Source organism: Puia sp. P3, assembly GCF_050632245.1.
Lineage (GTDB): Bacteria > Bacteroidota > Bacteroidia > Chitinophagales > Chitinophagaceae > Puia.
The window spans coordinates 3768068-3791759 of sequence record NZ_CP192583.1; the positions used below are offsets into that span (position 1 = coordinate 3768068).

Below are 23692 nucleotides of genomic sequence, written 5' to 3' on the forward strand. Positions count from 1 at the left end.
TGAAGAACTATTTGCTGAATATTCCGCGCGGGTCATTCAGTAAGTCGTAGAAGGTGACATGATAGTAATTACAGAGTTTTGTTATGGTTAGTATTCGGAAATTGGCCCTCCCCTCTTCAATTTTAGACAGCGTAGCTCGTGAAACCCAGCCCTCAGCTTGCCGCTTGATTTAAACCCTTTTGCGGTTTAGTCTTAGCACGCGAAGTCGTTCACCCACAATCTTTTGAATCTTAGTAGGATTAATTGGCACCATTTCTAAGGGTTTCCATTCAACCTAAAGTAGACATTTTGTGGCTTTATTGGAACTCATCGGTCCTGAAACATCAATATTAATTCACCCTCAACAATTTTTAAAGTTATGATAACTGAAACTTTTGCCCCAGTCAATTTTCCGATTGACGGTCCGGAAATCGGCCCGATGATAATATTTAAAGATGTTACGCCGATCTATCTGAAAGTAAATTTCCAGAAATGGTGTGAGATCGCGTTGGCGGAGGTCGGCACATCTCGTCAACTCGAACGTAAGGTTATTTGCCATATTCAAACGGAGTTTATAGGCTTAATCAACGCTGTTTATTGTACAGCCGCTGCAATGATGACCGACGGAGATGACGAGGCTCTCAGAAAGATTGCCAATCAATATATCAAGGACTATTATAAAAAGGACGCAAAGAGAAATAATATCCGCATTCCAACTGACTATTTCCAAGAGTTTTTTAAAAGCATTACTCCCAAATCGACAAGATCTATCCTTTGGCTTTTGATGGAGGTGGTAACTGCCAACAAAGATAAATACGAGTACAAGGTCAATCACGTACAAATTCTGAACCTTTTCGAACGATTCCAGGCTGTCGTAAATATAGCACATGACTGGCAGGAACAACTTGACAAACGCGATCGTTCTACTAAGAAGCCCGGATTAAAAGACAATAAGAAAAAGAAATAGGTGCATATTAAGCGGCTCCAGATCTATTTTCTGCTTTCGTATCAGGCGGTATAGCTGTCCGAAAAGGAGTCGTTAAAACCGAAGTAGAATGCAAATCATAAGTGCTTTTTTCAATCAATTTCACTCTCTATCGATATCTATTCAACAGCGCATTGAAGAGAATTGTGCTACCATTTATTTCGAAAGGAATGACAATATTGACATCATCGGAAAAACACCTGAACATTTCTTGCTAATAAAATCTGGCGTTGTAAAATCTATCTATCAGGTCTCCAATAGATTGATAATAACGGGGTTCAAGGGGCCAGGTGATGCATTGTTTCATGTAAGTAGTCTATTCGACGATACAGTTGCCAGAGAAGGCTTTAAAGTAGTTAACCAAGTAGAGGCCATTGTGCTTCCATACAAGGTTATTCAAGAAATTCATTCAAGGTATCCAGAGTTCTTAATTCATCTTCTGAAACTGGTGGACATTAAGTTGTTGGACTTGCGGAGACATGCCCAAATGCTTTCAGAAACAGCGGACAGACGTATATTTTCATGTGCGAAGTATTTCAGCCACATTCTTGCAGATATTCCTAAGCAACAGCTCTGCCAGTTTCTTTGCATCTCACGGACTACTTTTTACTTCTACGGCAAAATATTGTATCCAAATTGAAATTCTAATGAATCCAAAAGGTGATCCGTATGGCCCGCTTATCAAGCTTGACCTCGGGTTATTCTTTACATTCTATGAAATTTTCGGAATGCTCGCAGTAGAACCGACAAATATGAGAATAACAAAATGGGGGATGTGAGTATGATTTCATTGATTAGGTATCTCCGATCGATTTATTCTTTTCCGGAGGCGGTCAGGGATTATCTGGAAGAAAATCTAACGGAGAAGAAGGTCGCTAAAAAAGCCTATCTGTTAAAACCGGGGCAAGTATGTGCCAGTGTATATTTTGTTAGTGAGGGTTTATTGCGAAGTTTTTATGTAAAAGAGGATAGGGATATTTCGACTGCCTTTATGAAGAAAGGAGATATCTGTATTACTATAGAGAGTTTTTTTACACAGCGATATAGCCAGGAGGGCATTCAGGCTATAGAGGACAGTTTTGTCTATTACATTAGCTATAATGCATTGCAACGGTTATACCGGGAGTCTGAAGAATTCAACCGGATTGGGCGGGTAATGATCGAACAATGTTACTTGCGATCTGCACAACGTATGACAGCCATGTGGATGCAACGGTCGGAGGATCGTTATGATTGGTTGGTGAACGAGGCGCCGGAAATTGTAAGGCGAGTGCCAGCAAAATATCTCGCCTCTTATTTGGGTATTACCGGAGCGATGTTAAGAATTATCAAAAGGTTAAAAAAGAAAAAGGAAACACGTTCCCTTTAGTCAATCTTGTAAAAGACATTATTTATGCTTAGACACGAATGGTTAGCGAGTGCGCTTCATAGGTGATAGTAATTGCATTACTGGTAAATGACAATCCCAACATGCCTGATAATAAACTCATATTGCCTTATAAAGATGATGAAGGGTCTATTCGTGGTGAAACTGTGTTGGCAACAAAAGAAGGCAAGTATTACAGAATAACTAGTATTCCCCTTTACGCTTCAAAGATTGCACTGTATGACCTTATAGATGTTCGCGACAGGGAAGGTGTTCTATATTTTCATAAAATCATTGAAGGCTCCGGGCGTAGTGTTATTCAAATGATGGTCTTTAACAAACAGGAGATCAATTTTATCCTAAAAGACCTTGAGCAATTCGGATGCCTGTGGCAATGTAGTGATGACAAACACCTAATCGCGTTTGATGTGCCCAAACTCGTGCCTTACCAGCCTATTAAGGATTGGTTGGACCAGGGCCAACAGGAAGAGCGTTGGGGATATCGGGGAGCTTGTCTGTCACATAAATAGTCCCTGATATTCAATTATTCATCTTTCCAGCGTTGATCCCGAAATATGAACTGTACTCTCGAAGGGTTTCAGCAGGTCTTTACCATCGGTAATTGCATTTGCAGTCCTTTTCAATCCCAAAAAAACCGGCAACCTGAAAAGGCTGCCGGCTAAGGTACGGATAACGGGTCAAGGGCCATATTTTACGGAGCAAGGCGAGAAAGATTAGGCAGCTCGGGGGCGCCGGCGGTTGCTGTTGTTAGTTTCTTGTGCCTCAGACATTTTTTGAGCCGCCTCTGCTCCTTTGTCAAGGTTCTGTTTATTGGCGGCAGATTCGCCTTGCCCCTGTTGATTTTGTTGGTTCAGACTTTGTTCATTACGGATAATTTCCATTGCCGGTGCTGTAATTTTCTTTACTTCTCCGTTCTTGTCAATCATCATCAGCGCATCCTCCTGTGGAGAGGCGTAGAGATGGGACACATCGAGGTTGCCGCCGGCGCCTCGTTTAGCAATGGGCACAATGTCTCCGTTGTTGAGCCGCCTGCCGATGTCTTCCTTATCCTGCTGGGTGTAATTATTCGGCAATACTTTGCCGAGTAGTTTGGCAGCATCATAGTCTTGACGAAAAGCTGGAACACTGTCGAGCTGGCTATTGCCATACTCATCTTTCGGCGCATTGATGTTTAATTTAGTGTAGGCCAGATAAGGCTTTCCCGTCCTCATCGACCGTCTGGTATGAGCCACAGTGCGATCGTGAAGCAGGTTTCTCATCTGGTGGGCTGTAAAGCCAGTCTTTTGAAAAACCCGGAATGTTGCTGATACATCAGGCTTGCCGTCCTTGAGCAGGCTGGCATCAATTTGACTAAGGACGTGCATCTTCCCTCGTTCGGTATCAATTTGCTCAAACCGAAGGTTATACCTGACTGGCTCCTTGGGGACTGACATATTGACGTCCTTCATAGCTTCGAATTGAGGGACATTGAAATCACGAGAGACCTCGAAATTGGGAAGTCCTTTCCGAATTGCATCATAGATCTCGTTATTATAGGCTTCACCAAGTTTGAAGCCTTTCAGCGAATCAGTGATGTATGAGAAATTTTCTAATGGCCAGCCCTCGAGCACGGGCAATTCACCTTGGGCGGTAGAAGGCTGGTTGTTTTCTTGTGGCATAATTGGGTAATTTAAAGTGATGAAATTGATTTACAAGCTGGCGGGGCCTTTGGAGGCGGGCTTCTTCTTTTCAAGCAGATGTCGGTACTGGTCGCTGTTTTTTATCTTTTGCATTTCGCTGTCGATAAGCGATCGGATGTCAGCTTTGATGCGGAAGTAATTCTGTTGCACCTGCTCAGGCGTGATATTTCGGATGACAGGTAGCGCTTCGTAGGCAGCCTCTTCTCGGCGGATGGACTCGAAGTCGTTGACAATCTCGCAATGAAAGGTCTTAAGCTTGATCTTCTGCTTCGGGTCATCGGCAACGGCTCCAACGAATTCCCCGCTGGAGAGACTGGCGATTCGGGAGGGAGGAATCGCGGCCTCAAGTTGGGTGGATTTGCTGAGCGACGTATCATTCGAGTTGATTGACACGGATTCCCGCTCTTGCATAATACGGCCTATGCGGTCACTTATTGACTTAGCCGTTTCGCCAAGCACCTGGCCGGAGATGATGTTCCCGCAAACGTTCATAATCACTTCAGCTTGTTCTTTTCCATAGTCCTTGCGGAGTTGGCTGAAATCCTGTACGCCCAGGGTGGTAGCTACTTTATTGCTTCGTGCAGTAGCGATGAGGCTGTCGATGTTGTTGATGAAAACGGTTGGGAACTCATCGAACACCAAGGAGGATTTGAGTTGGCCTTTTCGATTCACCAATTTGAGCATCCGCTCCGTACAAAGTGAGATCACCGCGCCGTAGATTTGGGTCTTTGAAGGATTATTGCCGACGCAAACGATCTTTGGGGCGGCGGGATTGTTGACATCCAGGGTGAAGTCATTCCCGCTAAGGATATAGTAGAGTGACGGGGATGCCAGGCGCGCGAGACCAATTTTGGCGCTGGCGATCTGGCCTTCGAGTTGCTCGCGGGCTCCCCCGACATAGGCGGAAATGAAGGGATTGAGGAGCAGCTCGCAGGATGGCTCAAGGCTCATGCATGGAAAGAGCTCGTCATAGGCAATCTGGGCCAGCTCTATAGCATGCGGAAGCGTACAGAAGACCCCACCTTTGTACATCTTCAAATACCAAAAAATAGCGGTAATAAAGTTGATTGGTGACTCGACAAAAAAATCGCCGACCTTCTGGATCCAGCTTTTGTTCAGCGCCAGCATAATGGTCCGACTGGATTCTGTGGCGTCGGTGATGTCGAGCATAGTCTCTGGCATGAGCAGGTTGCAGCGGTGGGATCGGGAGAGGTCATCGAAATTGATCATGTAGAGCTTCGGAGGCACCGGGTACTTGTCGCGGTTCTTGAGGGCGGTGTTGTAGGCGATGAGTGTGAGGTCGGGGAACTTGAAATCGTACAGAAAGAAGGTGAAGCCCTTCTGAATGTGTTGGGTGATCACATGCCGGATCACGTAGAAACTTTTGCCGGATTTTCTTTTCTATCCCCCATCGGGATCCGGGCGTGCCAAGTACAAGCAGCGCCCGGAGGGGGGATATAATGTTGATATAAGATTTACGGATTTTGTTTTTGAGCTTATATTGGGCGGGGAGATTCACTGAGTATTCGTTTTCAAGGAGCCGCTCTTCTTGTGGAAAGGTTTCATTGAGCTCGTTGAAAACATCCTTGCTAAACTTGAGGCGCAGCAGCCGGGAAAGTCTGGCGCCTCCCGATAGCATTGAAAGCCAACCTAGGGAAGTAATGGAAATGTAGAGAATGGCGAGTTTGGCTTCATCCATAGACAAGCGTAGAAACAAGGATGAGAGGAAGAAGAGTAGCAGCCCGGCAAATATGTAGTAGAGGACAGGAGCAATGGTGAGCTTTTCATCCTTTTTCCCTTTTTCGCCCAGAAGAGAGATAGCTAGCAGGAACAGAGATGCCAGTTTAGGTCCTTCAATGCCGGACATAAAAAATACACCGCGGCAAAGCATGCCAATGACCCGGTCGACGATAGCTGCAGTGAAGTGCCACTGCTGCCAGGCGGGATAGCAGGCGGAATAATAGTGGATGAGAAGAATCAGGATACTGCCGAATCGGAGGAAGTCCAGGTTTTTTCGGAGGGCTTGCAAGTTATCACCGCTTTGCATGGGGAGAGAATTGGTGAGGAAATAGTGTGGAATCCGGCTCAGAAAGATCTTTTCTTGCGTTTTTTCTTTTTGGGAGGTTCGTCTCCAGCCGGGCCTGGGGCGCCGGTCTGGCTAGCGATGAGGGCAAAGGCAATCTGAGCGGCGATGGCGGTCCTTTGGGGAGGTAAGGGTGTTTGAGAGCCGTGGGACCGCTTGGCCTTCCGGGAAACTTTTGTTGCCGAGATAGCAGAGTTCAGGGCGTCAGATTCTGACACTGGAGTTGGGCCGGTGGGAAGACCTAACCGAATTATGAGGGCGTCAAGCTCGAAACTGAGTTCTTCGGCGGTGAAAACAACCTTGTTACGGTTATCGATCACATGGACGGATATCAGGTTGCCGGCGTCATCCCGGCGGGGTTGTAAGCTGAGCCGGCGTTGCTTTAACCGTTGAAAAATGGTCATAGGGTTGCCGTCTCCAACGGCGAGAGCAGAGGTTAGAGTCTGGGCTACGCGGTCGCGGATAGGGAGTTTCTTCACTTTGTTGAGCTCGAAACGCTTCTCCAGCCAGGTCAACGTGGGTCGGGTGACCAGGTCGCTGGACTTGATAGGAGTACCTTTGCGGTTGCCATCGGCATCGATCCGGCTGTAAACGAGGCCGTGGTTGCTGCGGATGGCGCTGCCCGGGGCGCCTATCCAAGCTGTCATCTCGAACTGGGCGAGGATGGCGTTGAGTTCGTCGAGGGAAGTGAATTTGTAACTTCCGGTCACCTCTTGGACTTTAGCGGCTAGGTCGGAGGATTCCGTGCTATCGAGATGGTATTGGCGTCCTCGTGCACGGGTTAGACCATACTCTTCCTCCAAGGCTTCTCGGACAGGTTCGGAAAGTTCCTTTCCAATATTGTGAAGATCGACGGACTTACCGTCTGGTCGAATGGAGGTGGTGACGATGTGAATATGAGGATGTTTTGCGTCGTGATGTTGATATACAATGAATGGCTGCTCCCCAAATCCGATACGATCCATATAATCCAGGGCAAGGCGTTGTAAAGTCTCCGGCGGTAAGTCTTCCCCAACAGGAAAGTTGAGGGAGATATGAAGAGTATTTTTCTTTACCCACTCGTTCCTTTGATTCAGCAATTCAAACCGGTTGAGTTTGTCGTGAAAACTCAGGTCAGCGATGTCGCAGCCAAAGCCGGACGCGAGAAGTATCTCACCTACTCCGGTGAGGACTTTGGCCTCATTGTAATTGAGGGCTTTTTGAATGGACTTTCTTATGTTTATTCTTGCAACCATTTCTTGGCGAGTGGGGTGATGATTTCGAGCAGGCGGTCAATCTTGGGTTCGATAGCCAGATATTCTCTGGAAGACCATCTTGGCGTAAAAGGCTTTGCGCTGCGGTTCAGGGTATGTATTGAATTTTCTGGTGATCTGGTTAATATTCACACCGATGTGCTTTATTTCGGTTCGAAGGCGGGAGAGTTCCTCCATCACGTTGTCGAGGGTCAGGTCCCGCGTGAAGACGCGGACTGGCTGCTTGGTGATAATGGCGCGGACCAGGCGGCTCATATCATTTTGCGGGTTTTGGTCGAGCAGGGACCGGAGCTTGCGGTAGGTGGGATCATCTACTTTGGTGGTGAGGACGTGAGTGAGGATTTTGGGACGACTTTTTCTTCTCGACGTCATGGTTAGTATATATTATGGTGTAAGCTTCGGTGTGAGTTAGGTGAAAAAATTGCAGGTATACTTTACTACATCTTGCCGGGCGCGATAAGACGCGCCCTCCCCCATGAAAGACTTGCTGCGCTCCGCGCGTAGCGTCTGCCCTGGCGGGCGGCAAGGAAGGGGATTTTGTCGAATTGAGGTTGTATGATGCCACACCAAAGACGGTCAGCATCGCTTTTTGACATGGGCGGTGAGGCCTTCCCTGCTGAACCAGGCGACCGGCAGCGTTCATCCGATCGGAAACGGAAAGGCTGTGGCGGAGGTGATCCTCGAAAGCTTGGAGAATGTCGGCCTTTAGCGCCTGGCAGTTCGGCACGGGCCAGTAATAAAACTGGCTGTGCAGCATGGACTGATGGCGGTCTTGCACAGAGATATCGAGCAGACTGGATTGGATCATGGCGATAAATGGTCGCTTGCCGCTCGCCTCGGATGGATGGGCAACTGCAAAACGGAATTCAGCATCATATTTACCAAAAAACGGGGGCCTGGTAGATTTTCCCGTGTGAAAAGGAAGCTTACGTCTTTCAGACGGAGCTCGGTATCGAGCATTTTGATATAGTTCGGGAATCCGAGCTGTTTGAAGTCGCCATGGAGGTATTCATTGTAATTGGACATAGTAGGCAGCATTGAAGGTAATAGGTACTAAAAATTGGCTGGGCAGCAGGTGTCTCGAGCCTAAGTGGTTTTTGGAAAAGGTTTAATCGGGTCAGCTGGTCTACCTCCGAGGGAAAGCTGGAGGAGCTTGGTAGGCTGGATTGTGGTGGCCAATAAGTTGAGTGAGTACCCTTCTGAGTTGAGAAGATCAGGAACAAGTTTTTTTACCCATGCGATTTCTGCACTATCTAGCCAGCGGTCAGTCTGGGTATTCCCGTCAAAGATCACCCACTTGCTGAAAACTTTGGATATGAGGAATTGCTGCGATTCGATCACAGGGAGGCGTTTATTCGACGCAAGGGCTGAAATTTGCAGGCCCGTTAGAATCTTAGCCTCTTCGAGAAGTCCGGCAAAATACTTCTTGATCCTGTCAATGTCGTCGGATTCGAGAGTTTGATCAGATTGACCGGTCTCATCGAATATGGACCAAGTCGTTCGGAATTTGCAGATGTAGTACATGGGGTTGTCTTAGTTAGCTGGAAAATTATGACTGCACTGTTTTCGAGGCCTGGAAGAACTTGAGAATATTCTGGAGCTGCTGTAGGCTGGATCGTTGGCCGTGAAGAATGTCAGCCAATATGGAGGACTTATTCGGTAGCTGGTCATGGCCTATGGTGTAAGTCTTTTCAAAGACAAACCGCGGACCGTCTGCTGTAATGTCAAGAGCATTGATGCAGGCCGCCTGGATGGCGATGATGCGCTGGTCGGAACTTTTCTCTTCGCCAATAAGCATAACGTCTCCTACTCTATCCTGGTGGCCGATAAGAAACCTGATTTCGAGGAGGTAAAGAGGCTCTTCGGTCTTCCCGAGAGGAAAATGGTATGTAAGCACAGTAAAAGATCCCGCTGAGCCTGAATGCATAAGCTGACTACTTTTCAGATCAAACCCAAGATCGCTGAATTCTTTCTCAAGACCAGGATCATCTGAGAGATATTGTAAATCGAGGTCTTCGGGATGCAAAAAGGGCTCGTTCTCGGAAAAGGTGGGCCTATTGTCTTGCCCTCCGTTTTGGCTATCATGCTGTGATTTCATATTAGTGTATTTTTTGGGGAATTATCGCCTATTGACTCTCTAGTCGAATGATAATGGATGACTTTGGACTGCCGCTGCGATCCATCGTCGGGCGGTGCGCTTCCATTCCTGTAAGGAGCGGCCCTTGCGGGTAGCCCATTGTCGTTTTTCCTGAAAGAGGAAGAATACTTCAGCCTCGGGTTCAGATATCCCTTTCTGACTGAAGTAGATTTTGACGTCCTGGATGGTCGGTGGCATTCGCTTGTTAAAAATCGTTTGATCGATCATTTATTGCGAGTTGATGGTTTATGGCGGGCGGGTTACCCTTTCTTCCTTCTTCCAGGGGTTTGCCTTGGCTGAGGAAATAGAGTGAGATTGCCGCCCATATTAAATTTTTGACTGGCCTCGATGCGCTTGCGCGTATTCAGTACCTCTGTTATAACTATCTCCTTGGATGGAATACCACCCTGATCAATCTGGTAATATCCAGTGGCCAGCAGATTTTCTTTAGAGTCAAGGCCGAGCCCGATGAGACCAACTGACAGGCAGGTTATCTTCAGTGGGTCATCCGGTTTTTTCCGCCATAGCTCGAAGGCAAAATGAAAATAGTCTGTCGGGCGGGTTGTTCGACTGTCAAATACATTCGTCTGATATACCGAAAGGGACGGTTGGATCTCCAGGAGACTAGGTGCGAGGTCTTGGAAGTTGAAGCCAAGTTTCGCAAACTCTTCTACTAGGTGATCAGTGGCGTTTGGCATAGAGACATACATTTTCTTCAGAGCAAATGTCGGACGCCGCGGAAGCGATTTTTCAGTACGGAGAGGGTGTTGGGTAAGAATTTTTTATAAGCGCTCGAACATGGAAACAATCGCATTTTCTTCTATGGTGGCTGACAAACGCGAGTAACGTATCCAGGCGGGAGTACATAAAAAAGGGAGCCCTTTACGGGCTCCCGGCGGGACGCGCTGGCGGAGGGCGCTGGATTTTGGGGGTTAAGAGAAGGGATGGGATGGAGGTATAGCGGGTTTTTCTGAAGCAAAGATCGGACGGCGGGAAGGCGAGATTTCAGTATGGAGGGGATGTTGGGGAAGAATTTCAGGCGAAGCGGGAATTTTGAAGTGACAGCCAGCACGCGATTATACCGGGCACCGATGCCAGTACTGCTTGCTCCAATCGGCCCCGGTTAATGACATTTTGGCCTTTCAGGGTATGGCTTTGCATTTCTTTTCTGAAAAAAAGGCGTATTATTTCCCTTACGTCAATTTGGTGAGGTTTTGGATTGCAAACTTGAAATCAAAACTTATGACTGCCAAAAGAAAAGAGGTAACTGCGGCTAACCTCGCCAGCTTTTATTGCATCACATAGACTATGCGTACTTAATGCACAGTACGGCGTAGCTTTAGGATTCAATAAATCTTTGAACTTCCAGCTCACTCAAAAGTATGGGGTTCTCCTCAACACTGGAACAGTTGACCTCTCAAAACTGGATTACAAGAGCCCTAAAATCCAGGAGTTTCTTAATGTTTGGATTCCAAATCTAGGTTTACCAAGAGCAACTACAATTTATCCTGGGTATTACTTATTCAAAGAAGGAACCCTAATTGCCTATCACCCGGGTACTATGGATCCCAGTCAGATGGATTCTCGTGTTGATGGAATTATGGCAATATTTGGAGCTGTTGCCGGGATTTTGACAGGAGTTTTTGTCAAATAACGCCGCATTAGGATTTCAAACATTTTTCGATTCCATCAGCGCCTCAACCGGCTTGAGAATGTTTTCCTTCTTTAAGGAAATATTGGATATTAATGACAACAATTATTCAAAAATTAGGACCCTGTTGGTATACGAGGATGATCTCTCAAAAGCATATAAGCTGCTAAGAGTAACACCTGAAAATTCAGATGAGGAAATAAAGGCTGCCAGAAATAGATTGATTAAGGAGGTTCATCCCGACAAAAATCAAAATGAAAAGGACAACGAAGCTAAAACCAAAGCAAGTGCGGAAATAAATAACGCTTTTGAACTGATTATGGCATCGAGAAAGAAAAAATAAAAAGAGACAGTTCTAAATTTTTGCTTTGCACCGACCATTCCCATGCGCAAAGCCCCTGGTGGTAAATTGAAGGGTAGTTTTTCGGGCTTTCCACGGAATTCGAAAGGATCTATTTGGATAGTTTTCCGCATCTCTGTCCGGTACGAGGCTGTGGCCGGGGAGGCACCTTGCTGTTGCAGGGCTGGTGGTATACCGTCGAAAAAGTCTTATCTTACTCAAATGATCGGGAAACACATAAACGATATTGTTCTCAGTGATCTTCATGCGCTGGTAGGGAACGCTTTTGAACGCTATAATTTGGAATTCAAGTCGACGCTTCTCATTGATACCAAGAGCGACAGGAAGGAATTCTTGGCGGACGTCTCATCCTTCGCCAATGCCTCAGGCGGAGACATATTTTATGGTGTCGAGGAGATCGGCGGCAAAGCGAGTGCTGCTCCCGGCATTCTGGTCAGTGATCCGGATAAAACGTCGCTTGCCGTTGAAGAGCTGATCCGCAATGGTATTGAAGAACGTATTGAGGTTGCTGTCCGGCAATTCGAAATTGGTCCGGGTCGGTTCATCGTTCTCATTCGGGTGTACGAGGGTATGGCAAAGCCGCATCAGGTTAGCTTCGCAAGAACCAGTAAATATTACGCACGAGGGAATGCCGGGAAATATCAATTGCATCAATCTCAAATTACCGAGGCGTTCAAAGCTAGCCTTGAAAGAAAAAACCATATTAGCCAGTTTTTCACCGAGAGGTTTAACCAAATCGCGCAGCGAAACTTTTCGGTACCGATGCATCCCTATGGGTTAGTCGCGCTTATTCTCATCCCGAGCCGAGCCTTTAGCCAGCAACCAGGCTTTGACATAACGCGACTGGAGAATAAGCTCTTGCCGCCAATGGGCGGCGGAAGCCACTCTTTTTCGTTCACCGGAGACGGATTACTATCCTCGTCGGGCTACGACCATTCGCGGCGGGACGCCTATCTGCAGATCCGAAAAAATGGCATCCTTGAGACGGTTAGCAGCGGCGTCTGCTGTTCTTTTGCCGGGCAAAACACCTTACCCGTCAGCGAATCCTACAACTATGAGAAAGTGCTGGTCGACTGTCTCACCGGCTACCTTAACCACTATGACAAATTAGGTGTCGCCTTCCCCGTCTCCGCTCAAGTTGCCTTACTTAACTGTAAAGACCATTGGCTTAACTGGCCCGGGAACCGCAATGCCTTTCAACGAAACATCCCCCTTTTAACCGATCGGTTGGCCTCCGATGAACTGGTCATTTACTCATCGAAAACAGATGTTCCAAGGCTATTGAAGCCTTTCTTCGATACCGTCTGGAACCATGCAGGCTGGGAACGATCCCATAATTTTGAGGACAACGGGCAGTGGAATCCTCGCCGGTAAAAAAGGGTGATTTTACTGTGCCACAATACGGAAAAATAAAGTATATTTTACCCGAAACACCTATAAAAGGAATGAAAGTCACAGACATACTGTCCAAACTTGAGAAGGTTGAGATCAGCAACCAAGTTTATGAAAAGAAACGGCTGAGCTTTTCTAAAACAGCCAGGGGATACTTCAACGGGTGCACTTTTTCGGAATGCGAGCTCCGGGATATCTCCGGATTTTTTCTTGGGTTTGAAAACTGCACATTCATTAAGTGCTTCATTGATAATGTCAATTTCAGCCACACAGTGATGAACTGGAAAAGCAACACCTTCGATGAGTGCAACATCCGTCATGTCAACTTTGACGAGGGCGATCTGCAAAACATCACCTTCAGGAAGACCTGGTTTCGAAATGTTCGATTGGCCGGGATGTATCCTATTATAGATGTGTACTTTGATGACTGCAATTTCGAATTCTGTCAATTCGCGACCGTTGCCCACAATCACCCGAGCGAGTTCAGTCAAACCGGCATCAGCATGTCTTTTAACAACTGCTCTTTCAATTATACCCACTTTAAAAATTCCGATCTAACACATACGCTGTTTAAGGATTGCGAGCTGTGGGACGCCATGTTGATCGATTGTGCTATTTCAAGATCCACTTTTAAGACAACTAAACGATTCGAAGCGGAAAAATCGGCTTATTTGCCGGCTAATTTCGATTTTGCCACCCTAAAAAAGGCGCTGACACTTGATAGAGGCTATCTGAAAAAATATTTGAATGTTGCTGACGATCGACTGTTCGACATCGCCGGCGATTATGAAATCCTTCCTTCATTTCATAGCGTCTTCATTTCTTACAGTTTCAAAGATAAAGTTGCCGCTAAATTTGTCTATGACTATTTAAAAAAGAATAAGGTTTCCTGCTTTCTGTGGGAAGAAGACGCCCCAGGGCGGTCAATATTTGGAGCACGTGATGGCAAGCGAAATTAAAAAGCGAAATAAGATCATCTTTTTGGCGTCACAAAACTCCCTACTAAGCAGCGCTTGTCAGTTTGAGTTGTCTGAAGGAAGAAGCAAACAAACGGCGAGTTGGGATGAGGTTTTCGTCCCCGTTTACTTGGACAGGTACCTGTTCGAGGTAAAAGAGTATCAGATCCGGCCGAAAGTGAAGGCGCAGGAATATTGGACTAACATGCAAGAGTTGAAAAGTATCAATTGCATCGATGCACAAGATATTTCCTCCCCCAGAAAGAGAGGAACCATCCTTGCCAATATCCTCCAGGCCATTACAATTAATACCGACAAAACCCAATAACCTACTATGAGAGCACCTGTTAATATATCATTAAAAGAAGCTTGAAAAGATAGCCGTTCTCTCCTTAGAAAATACCGTACGGCTACATCTGGACTCTATCCTTCTTTTCAAAAATGGGTCCTTCCCTTCTTCGTTTCAGCTGTCAGTTTTAGCTCTGGAAGAATTCGGAAAGGCGAAGGCCCTGAATGACTTTATCTGGAATGCCACGACGCACGGAAATAAACGCGATTACGCCTTCGAAATGAAATACCTCGAACGGCTTTACAATCACCCCCTGGAAACAGTTCGCGGCGCTGGCTCGAGAACGGTTTCGTTTTTCAGCCAAGTATATTCAGTCTTTAGAAACCAAAACCTTGGAAACAAAAAAACAACGCGCCGTCTATGTCGGCCTTAACCGGATTAGCGGGAAAATAGATGTCAAAGGCCGGATTTCCAGCCCGTCATGCATCAAACAAAAAGACGCCCAACAACAAATCGCTCTCTTGAATGATATCTTTTTAGAAATCATTGGCTTGACCAACTTCCAGGGGATGTACTTCGATATTCGAGGCATGGATTATGTGATGAGCAGCCAACTAAGAAGAAAACTGGAGATCTGGACGAGTCGATCAGGCATCAAAAAGAGACGAAAATTGATCTTCAGAAACTCACCGTCCCCTCTTACTATCAATTAATGCAAAATGACTGAATTTCCGTTCAACTTCGAACGAACCGTTCTGGAGATATTTCCGGCATCTATTTGGGACAACAGCTTAATAGTATATCACGGCACATCGTCCTATCACTCCGGGCAGATCAAAAAAAATGGGTTTACTCGAGGTCATTGCCCGTTTGATCCCGCATTAGGCCGGCAACTAGTCGCATTGCTTCGTAACCCAGCGGTCTATCCGTACGATCCTCCTTCCGGAGTTCTTCACATGAATGTGGCCGCAGTTGTCGAACAATACCTGAACAATATTTCTGCCGGCATCCGGCTCAGTTTTAGCCCGCTTAGTGGTCAAGCTGCCTTGTACGCTACCGGAGCACTGAAAGGAGGTCAGATCCTCGGTCGAATCAGGACCGCCCGGCAAATCATCGCCCGCTGCCTGGATGATCTAGTCACCGCGAAGGTTCCAATCGAGATAAGTGCTGCTGTTCTGCAATAGAGCCATTGTTTAAAATAGCGGACGAAGTCATGACATCCCCTGGTGTAGTTTATGCGGTTCAATTACCCGATTCATTAGAAGGGATCCAAGTGGACTTGAACATCGTGTACTCCACTATGGATCTGCCGGCAAGTAGCCTGGTTGGGAAAGCTGGCGGTTCCAGGATCAGAAACTCGCGATTCCTTGGGCACTTCTTCACATCATAGCCGTATCAGTCAAAAGCTCGCCGACCACAAGAGCATCCGATCTGTGCTGATGCGCCGAGAATTCAACAATGGAGGGTTCTAAAAGTGAACTGGTGAACCCGGAAAGAGACCGGCAAAAATGATAGAAACATTGAACGCATGCATTTGTCTGAAATCATCAAAAGAAGACATTAAAAAAGGACAAAAGAGGAGGAGCTTTATGGCAATTTTTTATACCAGCCCAACAAAGATCAGAACCAAGCCCGCCAGTACGAGCAAGGTGCCAATGACCCTAGCGCACCCCTCCCCCGACCGTGTAGCCAATGCTTCGTTATAAGACCTGTATTGTTGAGAGCCGAATGGGGTGCGTCGGTTGAAACGGCGACGGCCGATAGAATAACGGATAATGAGACCGAGTATAAGTGCGACAATACCTGCAACAAAAAGGATAGGTTGATGTTTCATATACATTAATTTTTTCATTGAATAAGATGGGGAAGCTTCTTGAGCTTCCTGGGAGGGGGTTATCCTTAAAGGTAAGTCTGGCCCACAAAGTTATAGAATTTTGCTACTATGCCGCTTGCCGCTGGTGAAAAGCCCGCCGATGGTTGGCCTTAACATAATCCATTACCTCCGAACGGATAAAATATACCCGACCACGCTGTTTGTGGCAGGGCAGGCCCCGATTCATCCAGTCGTGCAGGGTAACAAGAGAGATACCAAGAAGACCGGCGATCTCTTTTCGGCAAAGAAGCTGCTCTTCACCGGCCGGTTGTGAAGGAATGTTCTTGACGAGCGCATCGTTAAGGTATTCTTCGATGGCTTGCTTTATCCATCGCCGGATATCGTCTTCGCAGGGTACGTAAAGGGTAGGCATAGGGTGATCTTTTGATTATTATTTACAAAGGGCATTTTATCCCCTTGAGGAACTGGACAAAGATCAGGCTGCAGAGAGGACAGTTTTCAGTAGGGATAAAGTGTTGGGACCGATTTTGGTTAAGTGGGATTAGACACTGGTAAAGATTAGAATTTGGGGGGGTATCTTGTGCTTCCCGTTAAAGGTGTGTTGGAGGTAGTGGTCTTCACTTAGCCTTTATTCCGCTGCAATATTTCCAAAATGGGTGCCAATTGGTCACTATATTTCGGCTGATCAAGATCATTCGAAATGACAGCCATTAGAGAGTGCGGCTTTGAGTATTTTACTGGGCCGTTTTTCCGGTATGCGAAATAAATAATCCTTTCTTTATCTGTCAGCTTTTCTACGTCTACGTATTCTAGCATCTTTTTGATTTTGGCAGTAATCGCTTTTGGCTTGATAAATTGCTGGATCTGCCAATATTTGACTGCAATGGAAATCCATAAAAGCCCTTCATTTCTTTCAACCAGGCCGGCGAGATCATTAGAGGCAAAAATGTTATCTGATACAAGTTTAAAGGTTCTGTCCAACATGACAATACTCGAAGTTTCGTCGCTCTCTTCTTCGTCAGCATAATAGACAAAATCAGCCGTAACTGCTGCCAACTTATATGTGTTTTGAACCTCAAGTTCTTGATCCCAGATCTGATAAAGTAGACCGGGAAATAGTCCAATATTTGGTATTGCCTTAATTTTCCCGCCTAAATAATAACGGGTGGGCTGATCATCACTTCTGTTTTGAATTGGTTCTCTCTTCTTCATACAGTGTTCATTTTGTGATATAGTGTTTCAACTTTGTTGAATCGACCGCCTACAACGGATCTCTGGCCTCTTTATCTTCGTTGTTCTTATTTTTGAGTCTGTTATGCACGTCGAAGGCTATTTCATAGAGGTCCATGTCGAATATTCGACATATTTGAAAACAACATTCTAGCTTTTGGTTGAGTATAACGGCCTGTTGATTGGTATATATCGGTTCGCCGGTCAGTGCGTGATGATAGTCTTCGAACGGTGTGTCAGGATGGAAAATTAGTTTCTGGTCCGACTCGCACCATGCGAAAAAAGTTTCTACATCAGTATTGTTGTGGATAGCTAGAAATTCTATGGTCTCAATATCCCACTCGATTTCGTCGGAGTCGGCGATACAGAAATAGAGGTATGCTTCGCAACGTTGCAGATTTCCCTCGTAATGATCGTTAGCGAAGTCTACGAAGAACGTCCCGTCAGGAGCTTTGTCTATCCAATAGCAGCCGCCATAGGTGTGAAGTTGCTGTGGGTAACTGCCATTGAGATCGTCTGGATCGACATATTGTTTGTAAAAGCCTTTATGGCTTCTGGATCGATGAGTAATGTGTGGTCTTTGCGGAATTGTTGCAAGTTCATATATTTTGTTTTAAAAAATGATTCACCAAAATGGACATCGTTTACGGGCAGCCTTTTGCCGAGACTTCCAGTTGAATTGCATTGAGGCAGGTAAAGAAAAAAGCCATCCGAGGGGATGGCTTTGGGTGGTGATAGTGCTAATATTATGCTGCTTCGTCGTTATTTTGTCGCTTAAAAGCTTCCAGACGATTCGCGTTGATTTTCTTTTTCGATAACGGCAGGCTGCCAACATATCTGGCGGTCGTTGAGGGCTTTTTATGCCCTAGGTCCTGCCCTATTTCCAGGAGGCTTGCACCAGCTTTCCGCCAGTCGGGTGGCATATGATCCCCGGGCGACCTGGCAACCTGCCGTTTCATCAATCCCTAGTTTATCAAGGATAAACTGAATCCACTTATTAATGAATTTTATAAAGTATTCGAGGACATCGACCTGTCGAAGGGCAGTCATTTCCGGCTGAAAGATGGGGAAAAGGTAATTTTCAGGCAATTTATGCGGATTGGCAAATTCGTTGATGGTTGCCTGCATGTCGCTGGTAATGTAAACGCAAATCTGGGGCGTTTCATCACCCATAGTATCTTCGGTCTTGGCCCTCTCAAAGATGATGTGTTCGCCGTGAATGTTCTTAAATTTCAACAAGGCGACATCTTTTGGATTCATGCCTTGGCCGAAATACATAAAGAACCAAAAAGATCGAGCCTTACGCAATGGCTTCCGCCAGCGGGGTAGCAGCTTGCTGTCGTCATAATAGTAGATTTTTTCGATGGTCTCCTCCGAAAATACCTTCTTGATGTTCTGTGTGCCAGGTATTGAAAATTCCTGCTGACCAAATGGGTAGCAGTTTTCCTTTTTGATGATCTTAAGTCGGATAGCCCTGTTAAAAACGGTCATCAATGTCCTTGCATAGATCCCGATGGTCGTCTTTGAGCATTTTTTCTTCTTGACATCATCCGTGTGTTCTTTCATCCAACGGGCGTATTTCTTCAGGTAATCGGAAGTGACCGTTTTAAACAGAACATTACCGCCGAAACGGACGAGGGAGGTATACGCTGACTGATAGTTCCTGGCAGTCTTGATTGGCCCGCTCTTTCCGGACTCTTTGCCTTCCTCCAGCTTTTCTTTAATGATCACTGCGTATATTTCACCAATGGTACCGGGGGACGGCTTTTCCAGCAGGATCGGAAATTTCTTATGGAATTCGGTCAGGTCTGTTTCTTTCTGACTTGGAAGCAACGGCGTGGACTTTATCCGGGTCTGGTCAAAATGCAGATTGTCTTTTATAAAATCGCGGGTAAAGTCCTCGAAGGTAAAGAGGTCCATGTTTTTAATAAACTGGGACGCTTTTTCTTCGATGTCTTTTAGCTTATCCCGGACCTCCCGGAGCCGGGGGCTAATGTTCTTGGCCGTGAGTTTGTCATGATCGTCCTTGGTTAGTCCGTAAATGGTCTGGTAGAGTTTGGGTACTCCGTCAGAGTAAATTCGAAGCTTGTAAGGATAGTCATTGCTACGTTTTCGAAAGCTTGAGGGGCGGATGTCAAAATAAATTTCAATTTTTACCGACATAACACTATTTTCGCGTTCGCAAATCTTTCCTGCTGCTGCACAGTTTCTGCACGAAACCTCTGCATAAACGAGGTTTGAAGTCGTAAAGCAAAAGTCGCGAAAGAGAGTTTAATCTTTGAATGTCAAGTTATTAAGTTAAAATAAGTTAAGGGAGTTAAATCCCTTGGACTTTGGGAGCTTAGCTCAGCGGATTCAGAGCGTCTGCCTTACAAGCAGAGGGTCGGCGGTTCGAACCCGTCAACTCCCACCAAGTCCCGCAAGGGACTTTTTCAATCATCAACAAAAGTCTCCGTAGCTCAGTTGGTAGAGCAGATGACTCTTAATCATCGGGTCCACAGTTCGAGCCTGTGCGGGGACACAAAAAAGCGCCTGATTCAATCAGGCGCTTTTTCATTTACCTCATGTGTACCCCTAAATCTCCCCCTTCACCGGCTCCTCCCGGAACTGCAACAATATCAATGTCAGCACCAAAAAATCAAGAATCCTTTCAGCAGCCGCAAGCCCATTCCAGGCAGAACTCTGCCACATGGCAAACCATTCTCCGCCGATAACTTCAAAACCCAGGGAACCATACAATAATGCCAATTATGATACCGGCAATTCCCCAGTTTTTGGCCGCATGAAATGAGCGGGCATCCTTTCGCAGATTCCTGAACAAAAAGCAAGCCCCCTTCAAACAACAGAAAGCCATACCGGTCTCCAGAACTATTATCACAATATACGCGCCATGCAACAACACAGGCGCATGGATGCTCCTGTAACGAAGTCCGCTACCAGGAAAAGTAGTGTCCATTTTCAGGACATGTTCCACGAACAAATAGTTGGTGTAATAGTCCGTTGTATTGCCTATCGCAACCAGCAGGGCCATCATTCCAATGGCGCCCACACAGACCGCTTTTGCAACGCGAAATAAGAATGATGTCGGATACATAAAGTAAAATCTAATATCCGGGATTCTGCATCGCCTGCTTCTGACTTCCCGTCAACGCCTTCCCACCACTCTGGATCCCATCCAAAAAAGTCTGCGGTATCGGCCTCAGCAAATGAAAATCCTTGATATTCGGCGCCGCATCCGGATTGAACGCCTTAGCCCGCGCCACCAGCGTCTTCGTCCGCGACAGATCCTCCCACCTCAAAAACTCACCCGCCAGCTTCCCGTGCACGCTCATTCAGCAAAAAGCACAACATCCTGTCATAGGAGGAAGTATAGCCCAGCCTGGCAATAATATACTCGTCCGTCGCCGGCAATGGCGCGATACCCGCTACCGTTAGATCGGTTGCCCCCGTCGTCACCGGAATATTATTCGACTCATAATATGAATTCTCCGGCATGAACGAATTCAGCGCCGCAGCCTGCCCATTACTCGAAGGCGCCGCTCCCCCGTCATAATAGACAGACCGATCCTCGCCAGCCACATACTGCCCCCTCTTTCTCACCGCATTGATATACGGCAGCGCATCCGTATAAGCCCCCGTCCCCAAAGACGCCAGCCGTATCTTCGCCTCCGCCGCGATCAGATAGGTCTCAGCCGAACGCGCCAAAGTAATATCCCGCAGCCCGCGAACATCATTCATCCCACCGACACGCGAACCATCCAGGAACTTACTCAGCGACGGAAAACGTACATCGACAAACAACGCCCCATCATTCGTAGCACCATTCGGATACGCCACGTAAACATTCGCGATCGGCCTTCCCGTCTTGCTGTAAGGGACCGTATTCAGTATCTTATAAGACGAAAACCGGGTATCCCCAGGCTGGTTGATCACATACATGATCCCCACATCACCGACAGCATAACTACCCGAAGGCTTATTTAAAAGATCCTTCGTCTTAAAACTCTTCCAGAACCTCGAGTCATTGACCAGATCATACACCCGGTACATATAATAGGTAGGCCCCAGACGACTGAACGGACGGTCGCCGGTAAGATCACGCTGCATGAACGGCAAATCGTCATACCGCGACCTGTAATACAAATGCTGCGTATTGGTCCCATTGGTAGATGCATCCGCCGTAAACTGCGCCGCTAGAATGATCTCCGGCAACTTCTCATTCGCCCCATCAGGCGCCGTATATCGCCACAAACTGGCAAAATCACCCGCCAGCGGATGATTGGCGATCACCGCATCGCACAAAGGCCCTATAGCCGCCAGATCCGCAGCCTTGGTCGAAGAATTCCACGAATCGTTGATCTCGCTCGCACGACACAGATACGCCTTCGCAAGGTAGTGCGCGGCCGCATCCTTGGTAATATGCGCCGGGCCGGTCCCGTTGGACAGCAGATTGTAGGCGCTATCAAAATCCGAGATGATCTGCGCATAAACGTCCTTAGGAGCAGCACGCGTGAATTCCAATTCGATAGTCGTACTCACCTTTGTCTTCAGCGGAACCGCACCGTACTGACTCACCAGTCTCAAATAGCTATACGCCCTTAAAAAATAACCTTCCCCAAGGGCCGTTTTCTTGACGGCAGCGGAAGTAGAAGGACTGGCAGCCGCGCTTTGTATCAGCAAATTCGCGTCCCCAATACCCAGATACAGGTTATCCCACTTGGACATTGGCGGTAATGGTATTCCCGTTGATCGGCGTAATGATGGATTCCAGCCCGTTCGAGTAGGCATTGCTCTGCGCATTGGAATTGTCCCCGCCGACATGGAACTCATCCGTCCCATAAGCTGTATTCGCATACATATACTCGCCATTAAAAGGCAGCGAAAACACCTGATAATAGGCTCCGGTTGCCAGCGAGGTGATCCCCGCGTCGGTCGAATAAAAACTCATCCCCCGCGCCGTGGTAAGATTCTCATCCAGGACAGACTTCTTGCAGGACAACGCAACAACACCCACAAACAACAACACCAAATATTTATATTTTTTCATTTTTAATTTTTTAGGGATGATTAAAACGAAGCATTGATACCGAACGTAATACCACGATTGGCGATGCCGGTAGGATTCGTGGTCGTATTGACGACGTCCATATCGATATACTTTATCTTCGAGAATAGCATTCCCGGATTGGCGGCCTGCGCATAAAGTCTCAGACTCCCGATCCGTGTCTTTTTCAAAAGAGAAGGATTCATATTGTAAGCCAGCGAGATGTTGCGCACCTTAATAAAGGAAGCCTTCTGATAACCCAAAATGACCGAATAGGGATCGCCCGCTCCCGCCGTATAGATCGGCTTCTGAAAGTCGGAATTCTGGTTGTTCTCCGTATAATAATTGATCACCCGCTGGGTGCCACTGGCGCTTTCGCTCTCTCCGCCGGTGCTAAACCAGTACTTCAGCCGTCCATATAAGAACACGGACAGCTCGAACCCCTTGTAAGAAATGCTATTGGTCATCCCGACGATATAGTTCGGCCGGGTATTGCCGATGATCTTCCGGTCGTTGTTCGGGTCGATCTTGTGATCCCCATTCTGGTCGACCGGCCGCACATTTCCGGCGCTGAACACGTTGCCGTTGGCGTTAAACTGTTTATAGGTCCCCGAGTCGGCAAAGTGCCAGATCCCGGCGGACTGATAGCCGTAGATAACCCCGATCGGCTGCCCGATAAACCACAGATTGTTGATATCATTCTGCTTCCCATTGGACAGGGAAACGATATGCTCCTTTTGAAAAGAGAAATTGGTAGTGGTAGTCCAGGTCAGATCCCTGGTCTTCACGTTCACCGTATAAAGACTGAAATCGAATCCCTTGTTGGATGTGGCCCCAATATTGGCGAAGATATTATTGTAGCCCGTTACCGTGGGAATCGATCGGTTCAGAAGCAGATTGGGCGTATTGGAAGTATACACGTCGAAAACCGCCGTTATCCTTCTGTTCAGGATACTAAAATCGATACCGGCATTGTATTGCGTCGTCCTTTCCCACTCCAGCGACTGGTTTGCCAGTGTTCCCGACGGAAGCGAACCCGCCGTAGTTGAATTGACGAACGGATAGAACAATGGAGTAACCGCCCCCTGAGTGGAATAGGGCGCAATAGCGGAGTTCCCTGTAACGCCGACACCAAACCGCAGTTTCAGATCGTTCAGCCACGAAACATTCTCCAGAAAACGCTCCCGGTTCATGCGCCACGCAACCGCGGCGCTGGGGAATGTAGAATACTTATGACCCGTGCCAAGCACCGACGACCCGTCCCGACGCACCGAAACAGTCAACAGATATTTATCGGCAAAGCCATAGTTCAACCGCGCCATATACGACAACAATTGATACTGGGTTAGATTCGAGCTGTAGCCCGTAAGATTGGACGGAGATATATTCGCCTGCGTAAGCGCATTCCAGAGCTGGCTCGAAAAGGTATACC

General features: G+C 46.9%; 31 protein-coding genes, 2 tRNA genes and 1 pseudogene. 14 read left to right on the forward strand and 20 right to left on the reverse strand.

Annotated features, from left to right (window positions below):
- Positions 1–7 precede the first annotated feature (7 nt).
- Positions 8–169, reverse strand: coding sequence for a helix-turn-helix domain-containing protein (locus ACQ86N_RS23095; RefSeq protein WP_431217558.1), 162 nt, complete (start codon positions 167–169; stop codon positions 8–10).
- 189 nt (positions 170–358) lie between these two features.
- Here ACQ86N_RS23095 and ACQ86N_RS23100 point away from each other — a divergent pair, with 189 nt between their 5' ends.
- The 4 genes from ACQ86N_RS23100 (at position 359) to ACQ86N_RS23115 (ending at position 2860) form a co-directional block, all read left to right on the forward strand.
- Complete coding sequence (locus ACQ86N_RS23100; protein WP_431217171.1) at positions 359–946, forward strand: hypothetical protein; 588 nt, start codon at positions 359–361, stop codon at positions 944–946.
- Positions 947–1034: 88 nt separating this feature from the next.
- On the forward strand, positions 1035–1604 hold the full coding sequence (locus tag ACQ86N_RS23105; protein WP_431217172.1) for a Crp/Fnr family transcriptional regulator: 570 nt from the start codon (positions 1035–1037) through the stop codon (positions 1602–1604).
- A 141-nt stretch (positions 1605–1745) separates the two neighbouring features.
- On the forward strand, positions 1746–2333 hold the full coding sequence (locus tag ACQ86N_RS23110; protein ID WP_431217559.1) for a Crp/Fnr family transcriptional regulator: 588 nt from the start codon (positions 1746–1748) through the stop codon (positions 2331–2333).
- A gap of 101 nt (positions 2334–2434) precedes the next feature.
- Positions 2435–2860 (forward strand): DUF4265 domain-containing protein, encoded by a 426-nt coding sequence (locus ACQ86N_RS23115; protein WP_431217173.1) that lies wholly within the window; start codon positions 2435–2437, stop codon positions 2858–2860.
- Positions 2861–3064: 204 nt separating this feature from the next.
- On the opposite strand, the gene ACQ86N_RS23120 is transcribed toward ACQ86N_RS23115, so the two are convergent.
- From ACQ86N_RS23120 to ACQ86N_RS23160, 9 genes are all read right to left on the reverse strand, one after another.
- Positions 3065–4009: a hypothetical protein gene (locus tag ACQ86N_RS23120; RefSeq protein ID WP_431217174.1), complete on the reverse strand. Its 945-nt coding sequence runs from the start codon at positions 4007–4009 to the stop codon at positions 3065–3067.
- Between the two features lie 30 nt (positions 4010–4039).
- Entirely contained in the window at positions 4040–5260 is a 1221-nt protein-coding gene (locus ACQ86N_RS23125; protein ID WP_431217560.1) for a TraM recognition domain-containing protein, read from the reverse strand.
- The gene (locus tag ACQ86N_RS23130; RefSeq protein ID WP_431217175.1) at positions 5244–6077 is read right to left on the reverse strand and encodes a YWFCY domain-containing protein; all 834 of its coding nucleotides are present in this window, start codon (positions 6075–6077) and stop codon (positions 5244–5246) included. The genes ACQ86N_RS23125 and ACQ86N_RS23130 overlap by 17 nt, the downstream gene beginning before the upstream one ends.
- Before the next feature lie 38 nt (positions 6078–6115).
- The gene (locus tag ACQ86N_RS23135) at positions 6116–7348 is read right to left on the reverse strand and encodes a relaxase/mobilization nuclease domain-containing protein (RefSeq protein ID WP_431217176.1); all 1233 of its coding nucleotides are present in this window, start codon (positions 7346–7348) and stop codon (positions 6116–6118) included.
- Positions 7349–7384: 36 nt separating this feature from the next.
- Positions 7385–7738, reverse strand: a complete 354-nt coding sequence (gene mobC, locus ACQ86N_RS23140) for a plasmid mobilization relaxosome protein MobC (protein ID WP_431217177.1) — start codon at positions 7736–7738, stop codon at positions 7385–7387.
- Between the two features lie 714 nt (positions 7739–8452).
- A complete protein-coding gene (locus ACQ86N_RS23145) occupies positions 8453–8890 on the reverse strand; it encodes a hypothetical protein (RefSeq protein ID WP_431217178.1) in 438 nt (145 codons plus the stop codon).
- Positions 8891–8915: 25 nt separating this feature from the next.
- A complete protein-coding gene (locus ACQ86N_RS23150; RefSeq protein ID WP_431217179.1) occupies positions 8916–9464 on the reverse strand; it encodes a hypothetical protein in 549 nt (182 codons plus the stop codon).
- A gap of 39 nt (positions 9465–9503) precedes the next feature.
- Complete coding sequence (locus ACQ86N_RS23155) at positions 9504–9731, reverse strand: hypothetical protein (RefSeq protein WP_431217180.1); 228 nt, start codon at positions 9729–9731, stop codon at positions 9504–9506.
- Between the two features lie 32 nt (positions 9732–9763).
- Positions 9764–10201 carry a hypothetical protein gene (locus ACQ86N_RS23160; protein ID WP_431217181.1) on the reverse strand — a complete coding sequence of 146 codons (438 nt, stop codon included), beginning with the start codon at positions 10199–10201 and terminating at the stop codon, positions 9764–9766.
- A gap of 659 nt (positions 10202–10860) precedes the next feature.
- Between ACQ86N_RS23160 and ACQ86N_RS23165 the strand changes: the two genes are divergently transcribed.
- The 8 genes from ACQ86N_RS23165 to ACQ86N_RS23200 all read left to right on the forward strand — a co-directional run bounded on the left by ACQ86N_RS23165 (position 10861) and on the right by ACQ86N_RS23200 (position 15336).
- Positions 10861–11157, forward strand: a complete 297-nt coding sequence (locus tag ACQ86N_RS23165) for a hypothetical protein (protein WP_431217182.1) — start codon at positions 10861–10863, stop codon at positions 11155–11157.
- The gene (locus tag ACQ86N_RS23170; RefSeq protein ID WP_431217183.1) at positions 11147–11497 is read left to right on the forward strand and encodes a J domain-containing protein; all 351 of its coding nucleotides are present in this window, start codon (positions 11147–11149) and stop codon (positions 11495–11497) included. The genes ACQ86N_RS23165 and ACQ86N_RS23170 overlap by 11 nt, the downstream gene beginning before the upstream one ends.
- Positions 11498–11716: 219 nt before the next feature.
- Positions 11717–12889: an AlbA family DNA-binding domain-containing protein gene (locus tag ACQ86N_RS23175; RefSeq protein ID WP_431217184.1), complete on the forward strand. Its 1173-nt coding sequence runs from the start codon at positions 11717–11719 to the stop codon at positions 12887–12889.
- Positions 12871–13866 (forward strand): pentapeptide repeat-containing protein, encoded by a 996-nt coding sequence (locus tag ACQ86N_RS23180; protein WP_431217185.1) that lies wholly within the window; start codon positions 12871–12873, stop codon positions 13864–13866. The genes ACQ86N_RS23175 and ACQ86N_RS23180 overlap by 19 nt, the downstream gene beginning before the upstream one ends.
- Positions 13847–14191 (forward strand): hypothetical protein, encoded by a 345-nt coding sequence (locus ACQ86N_RS23185; RefSeq protein WP_431217186.1) that lies wholly within the window; start codon positions 13847–13849, stop codon positions 14189–14191. The genes ACQ86N_RS23180 and ACQ86N_RS23185 overlap by 20 nt, the downstream gene beginning before the upstream one ends.
- A gap of 49 nt (positions 14192–14240) precedes the next feature.
- Positions 14241–14585: an AbiV family abortive infection protein gene (locus ACQ86N_RS23190; RefSeq protein WP_431217561.1), complete on the forward strand. Its 345-nt coding sequence runs from the start codon at positions 14241–14243 to the stop codon at positions 14583–14585.
- Entirely contained in the window at positions 14545–14865 is a 321-nt protein-coding gene (locus tag ACQ86N_RS23195; RefSeq protein ID WP_431217187.1) for a hypothetical protein, read from the forward strand. Before ACQ86N_RS23190 ends, ACQ86N_RS23195 begins: the two co-directional genes overlap by 41 nt.
- Positions 14866–14871: 6 nt before the next feature.
- The gene (locus ACQ86N_RS23200) at positions 14872–15336 is read left to right on the forward strand and encodes a hypothetical protein (protein ID WP_431217188.1); all 465 of its coding nucleotides are present in this window, start codon (positions 14872–14874) and stop codon (positions 15334–15336) included.
- A gap of 756 nt (positions 15337–16092) precedes the next feature.
- Here the strand turns inward: ACQ86N_RS23200 and ACQ86N_RS23205 are convergent.
- The 4 genes from ACQ86N_RS23205 to ACQ86N_RS23220 form a co-directional block, all read right to left on the reverse strand.
- The gene (locus ACQ86N_RS23205; protein WP_431217189.1) at positions 16093–16398 is read right to left on the reverse strand and encodes a helix-turn-helix domain-containing protein; all 306 of its coding nucleotides are present in this window, start codon (positions 16396–16398) and stop codon (positions 16093–16095) included.
- A gap of 209 nt (positions 16399–16607) precedes the next feature.
- Positions 16608–17198 (reverse strand): hypothetical protein, encoded by a 591-nt coding sequence (locus ACQ86N_RS23210; RefSeq protein ID WP_431217190.1) that lies wholly within the window; start codon positions 17196–17198, stop codon positions 16608–16610.
- 474 nt (positions 17199–17672) lie between these two features.
- On the reverse strand, positions 17673–17819 hold the full coding sequence (locus ACQ86N_RS23215; RefSeq protein WP_431217191.1) for a hypothetical protein: 147 nt from the start codon (positions 17817–17819) through the stop codon (positions 17673–17675).
- A gap of 255 nt (positions 17820–18074) precedes the next feature.
- Positions 18075–19379, reverse strand: a complete 1305-nt coding sequence (locus ACQ86N_RS23220; protein WP_431217192.1) for a site-specific integrase — start codon at positions 19377–19379, stop codon at positions 18075–18077.
- A 172-nt stretch (positions 19380–19551) separates the two neighbouring features.
- On the opposite strand from ACQ86N_RS23220, the gene ACQ86N_RS23225 reads away from it, so the two are divergent.
- Together ACQ86N_RS23225 and ACQ86N_RS23230 are read left to right on the forward strand one after the other, a co-directional pair.
- A tRNA-Val gene (locus ACQ86N_RS23225) sits at positions 19552–19629 on the forward strand.
- A 35-nt stretch (positions 19630–19664) separates the two neighbouring features.
- A tRNA-Lys gene (locus ACQ86N_RS23230) sits at positions 19665–19737 on the forward strand.
- 53 nt (positions 19738–19790) lie between these two features.
- Here ACQ86N_RS23230 and ACQ86N_RS23235 read toward each other — a convergent pair.
- From ACQ86N_RS23235 to ACQ86N_RS23260, 6 genes and pseudogenes are all read right to left on the reverse strand, one after another.
- Positions 19791–19964, reverse strand: coding sequence for a DUF2165 family protein (locus tag ACQ86N_RS23235; RefSeq protein ID WP_431217193.1), 174 nt, complete (start codon positions 19962–19964; stop codon positions 19791–19793).
- The gene (locus tag ACQ86N_RS23240) at positions 19933–20310 is read right to left on the reverse strand and encodes a DUF2165 family protein (protein WP_431217194.1); all 378 of its coding nucleotides are present in this window, start codon (positions 20308–20310) and stop codon (positions 19933–19935) included. Before ACQ86N_RS23240 ends, ACQ86N_RS23235 begins: the two co-directional genes overlap by 32 nt.
- A gap of 10 nt (positions 20311–20320) precedes the next feature.
- Positions 20321–20548, reverse strand: a complete 228-nt coding sequence (locus ACQ86N_RS23245) for a hypothetical protein (protein ID WP_431217195.1) — start codon at positions 20546–20548, stop codon at positions 20321–20323.
- Positions 20520–21941: a RagB/SusD family nutrient uptake outer membrane protein gene (locus ACQ86N_RS23250; RefSeq protein ID WP_431217196.1), complete on the reverse strand. Its 1422-nt coding sequence runs from the start codon at positions 21939–21941 to the stop codon at positions 20520–20522. The genes ACQ86N_RS23245 and ACQ86N_RS23250 overlap by 29 nt, the downstream gene beginning before the upstream one ends.
- On the reverse strand, positions 21925–22263 hold the full coding sequence (locus ACQ86N_RS23255; protein ID WP_431217197.1) for a hypothetical protein: 339 nt from the start codon (positions 22261–22263) through the stop codon (positions 21925–21927). The genes ACQ86N_RS23250 and ACQ86N_RS23255 overlap by 17 nt, the downstream gene beginning before the upstream one ends.
- Before the next feature lie 20 nt (positions 22264–22283).
- Positions 22284–23654, reverse strand: a pseudogene (locus ACQ86N_RS23260) (TonB-dependent receptor domain-containing protein); the annotation flags it as partial.
- Positions 23655–23692: the final 38 nt, after the last annotated feature.

Excerpts from the sequence above, each read along its gene's own strand:
- ACQ86N_RS23100 (WP_431217171.1), top strand. The coding sequence starts at position 359 with ATGATAACTGAAACTTTTGCCCCAGTCAATTTTCCGATTGACGGTCCG.
- ACQ86N_RS23105 (WP_431217172.1), top strand. The coding sequence starts at position 1,035 with ATGCAAATCATAAGTGCTTTTTTCAATCAATTTCACTCTCTATCGATA.
- ACQ86N_RS23110 (WP_431217559.1), top strand. The coding sequence starts at position 1,746 with ATGATTTCATTGATTAGGTATCTCCGATCGATTTATTCTTTTCCGGAG.
- ACQ86N_RS23115 (WP_431217173.1), top strand. The coding sequence starts at position 2,435 with ATGCCTGATAATAAACTCATATTGCCTTATAAAGATGATGAAGGGTCT.
- ACQ86N_RS23120 (WP_431217174.1), bottom strand. The coding sequence starts at position 4,009 with ATGCCACAAGAAAACAACCAGCCTTCTACCGCCCAAGGTGAATTGCCC.
- ACQ86N_RS23125 (WP_431217560.1), bottom strand. The coding sequence starts at position 5,260 with ATGATCAATTTCGATGACCTCTCCCGATCCCACCGCTGCAACCTGCTC.
- ACQ86N_RS23130 (WP_431217175.1), bottom strand. The coding sequence starts at position 6,077 with ATGCAAAGCGGTGATAACTTGCAAGCCCTCCGAAAAAACCTGGACTTC.
- ACQ86N_RS23135 (WP_431217176.1), bottom strand. The coding sequence starts at position 7,348 with ATGGTTGCAAGAATAAACATAAGAAAGTCCATTCAAAAAGCCCTCAAT.
- mobC (WP_431217177.1), bottom strand. The coding sequence starts at position 7,738 with ATGACGTCGAGAAGAAAAAGTCGTCCCAAAATCCTCACTCACGTCCTC.
- ACQ86N_RS23145 (WP_431217178.1), bottom strand. The coding sequence starts at position 8,890 with ATGTACTACATCTGCAAATTCCGAACGACTTGGTCCATATTCGATGAG.
- ACQ86N_RS23150 (WP_431217179.1), bottom strand. The coding sequence starts at position 9,464 with ATGAAATCACAGCATGATAGCCAAAACGGAGGGCAAGACAATAGGCCC.
- ACQ86N_RS23155 (WP_431217180.1), bottom strand. The coding sequence starts at position 9,731 with ATGATCGATCAAACGATTTTTAACAAGCGAATGCCACCGACCATCCAG.
- ACQ86N_RS23160 (WP_431217181.1), bottom strand. The coding sequence starts at position 10,201 with ATGCCAAACGCCACTGATCACCTAGTAGAAGAGTTTGCGAAACTTGGC.
- ACQ86N_RS23175 (WP_431217184.1), top strand. The coding sequence starts at position 11,717 with ATGATCGGGAAACACATAAACGATATTGTTCTCAGTGATCTTCATGCG.
- ACQ86N_RS23200 (WP_431217188.1), top strand. The coding sequence starts at position 14,872 with ATGACTGAATTTCCGTTCAACTTCGAACGAACCGTTCTGGAGATATTT.
- ACQ86N_RS23205 (WP_431217189.1), bottom strand. The coding sequence starts at position 16,398 with ATGCCTACCCTTTACGTACCCTGCGAAGACGATATCCGGCGATGGATA.
- ACQ86N_RS23210 (WP_431217190.1), bottom strand. The coding sequence starts at position 17,198 with ATGAAGAAGAGAGAACCAATTCAAAACAGAAGTGATGATCAGCCCACC.
- ACQ86N_RS23215 (WP_431217191.1), bottom strand. The coding sequence starts at position 17,819 with ATGAACTTGCAACAATTCCGCAAAGACCACACATTACTCATCGATCCA.
- ACQ86N_RS23220 (WP_431217192.1), bottom strand. The coding sequence starts at position 19,379 with ATGTCGGTAAAAATTGAAATTTATTTTGACATCCGCCCCTCAAGCTTT.
- ACQ86N_RS23240 (WP_431217194.1), bottom strand. The coding sequence starts at position 20,310 with ATGTATCCGACATCATTCTTATTTCGCGTTGCAAAAGCGGTCTGTGTG.
- ACQ86N_RS23245 (WP_431217195.1), bottom strand. The coding sequence starts at position 20,548 with ATGAGCGTGCACGGGAAGCTGGCGGGTGAGTTTTTGAGGTGGGAGGAT.
- ACQ86N_RS23250 (WP_431217196.1), bottom strand. The coding sequence starts at position 21,941 with ATGTCCAAGTGGGATAACCTGTATCTGGGTATTGGGGACGCGAATTTG.
- ACQ86N_RS23255 (WP_431217197.1), bottom strand. The coding sequence starts at position 22,263 with ATGAAAAAATATAAATATTTGGTGTTGTTGTTTGTGGGTGTTGTTGCG.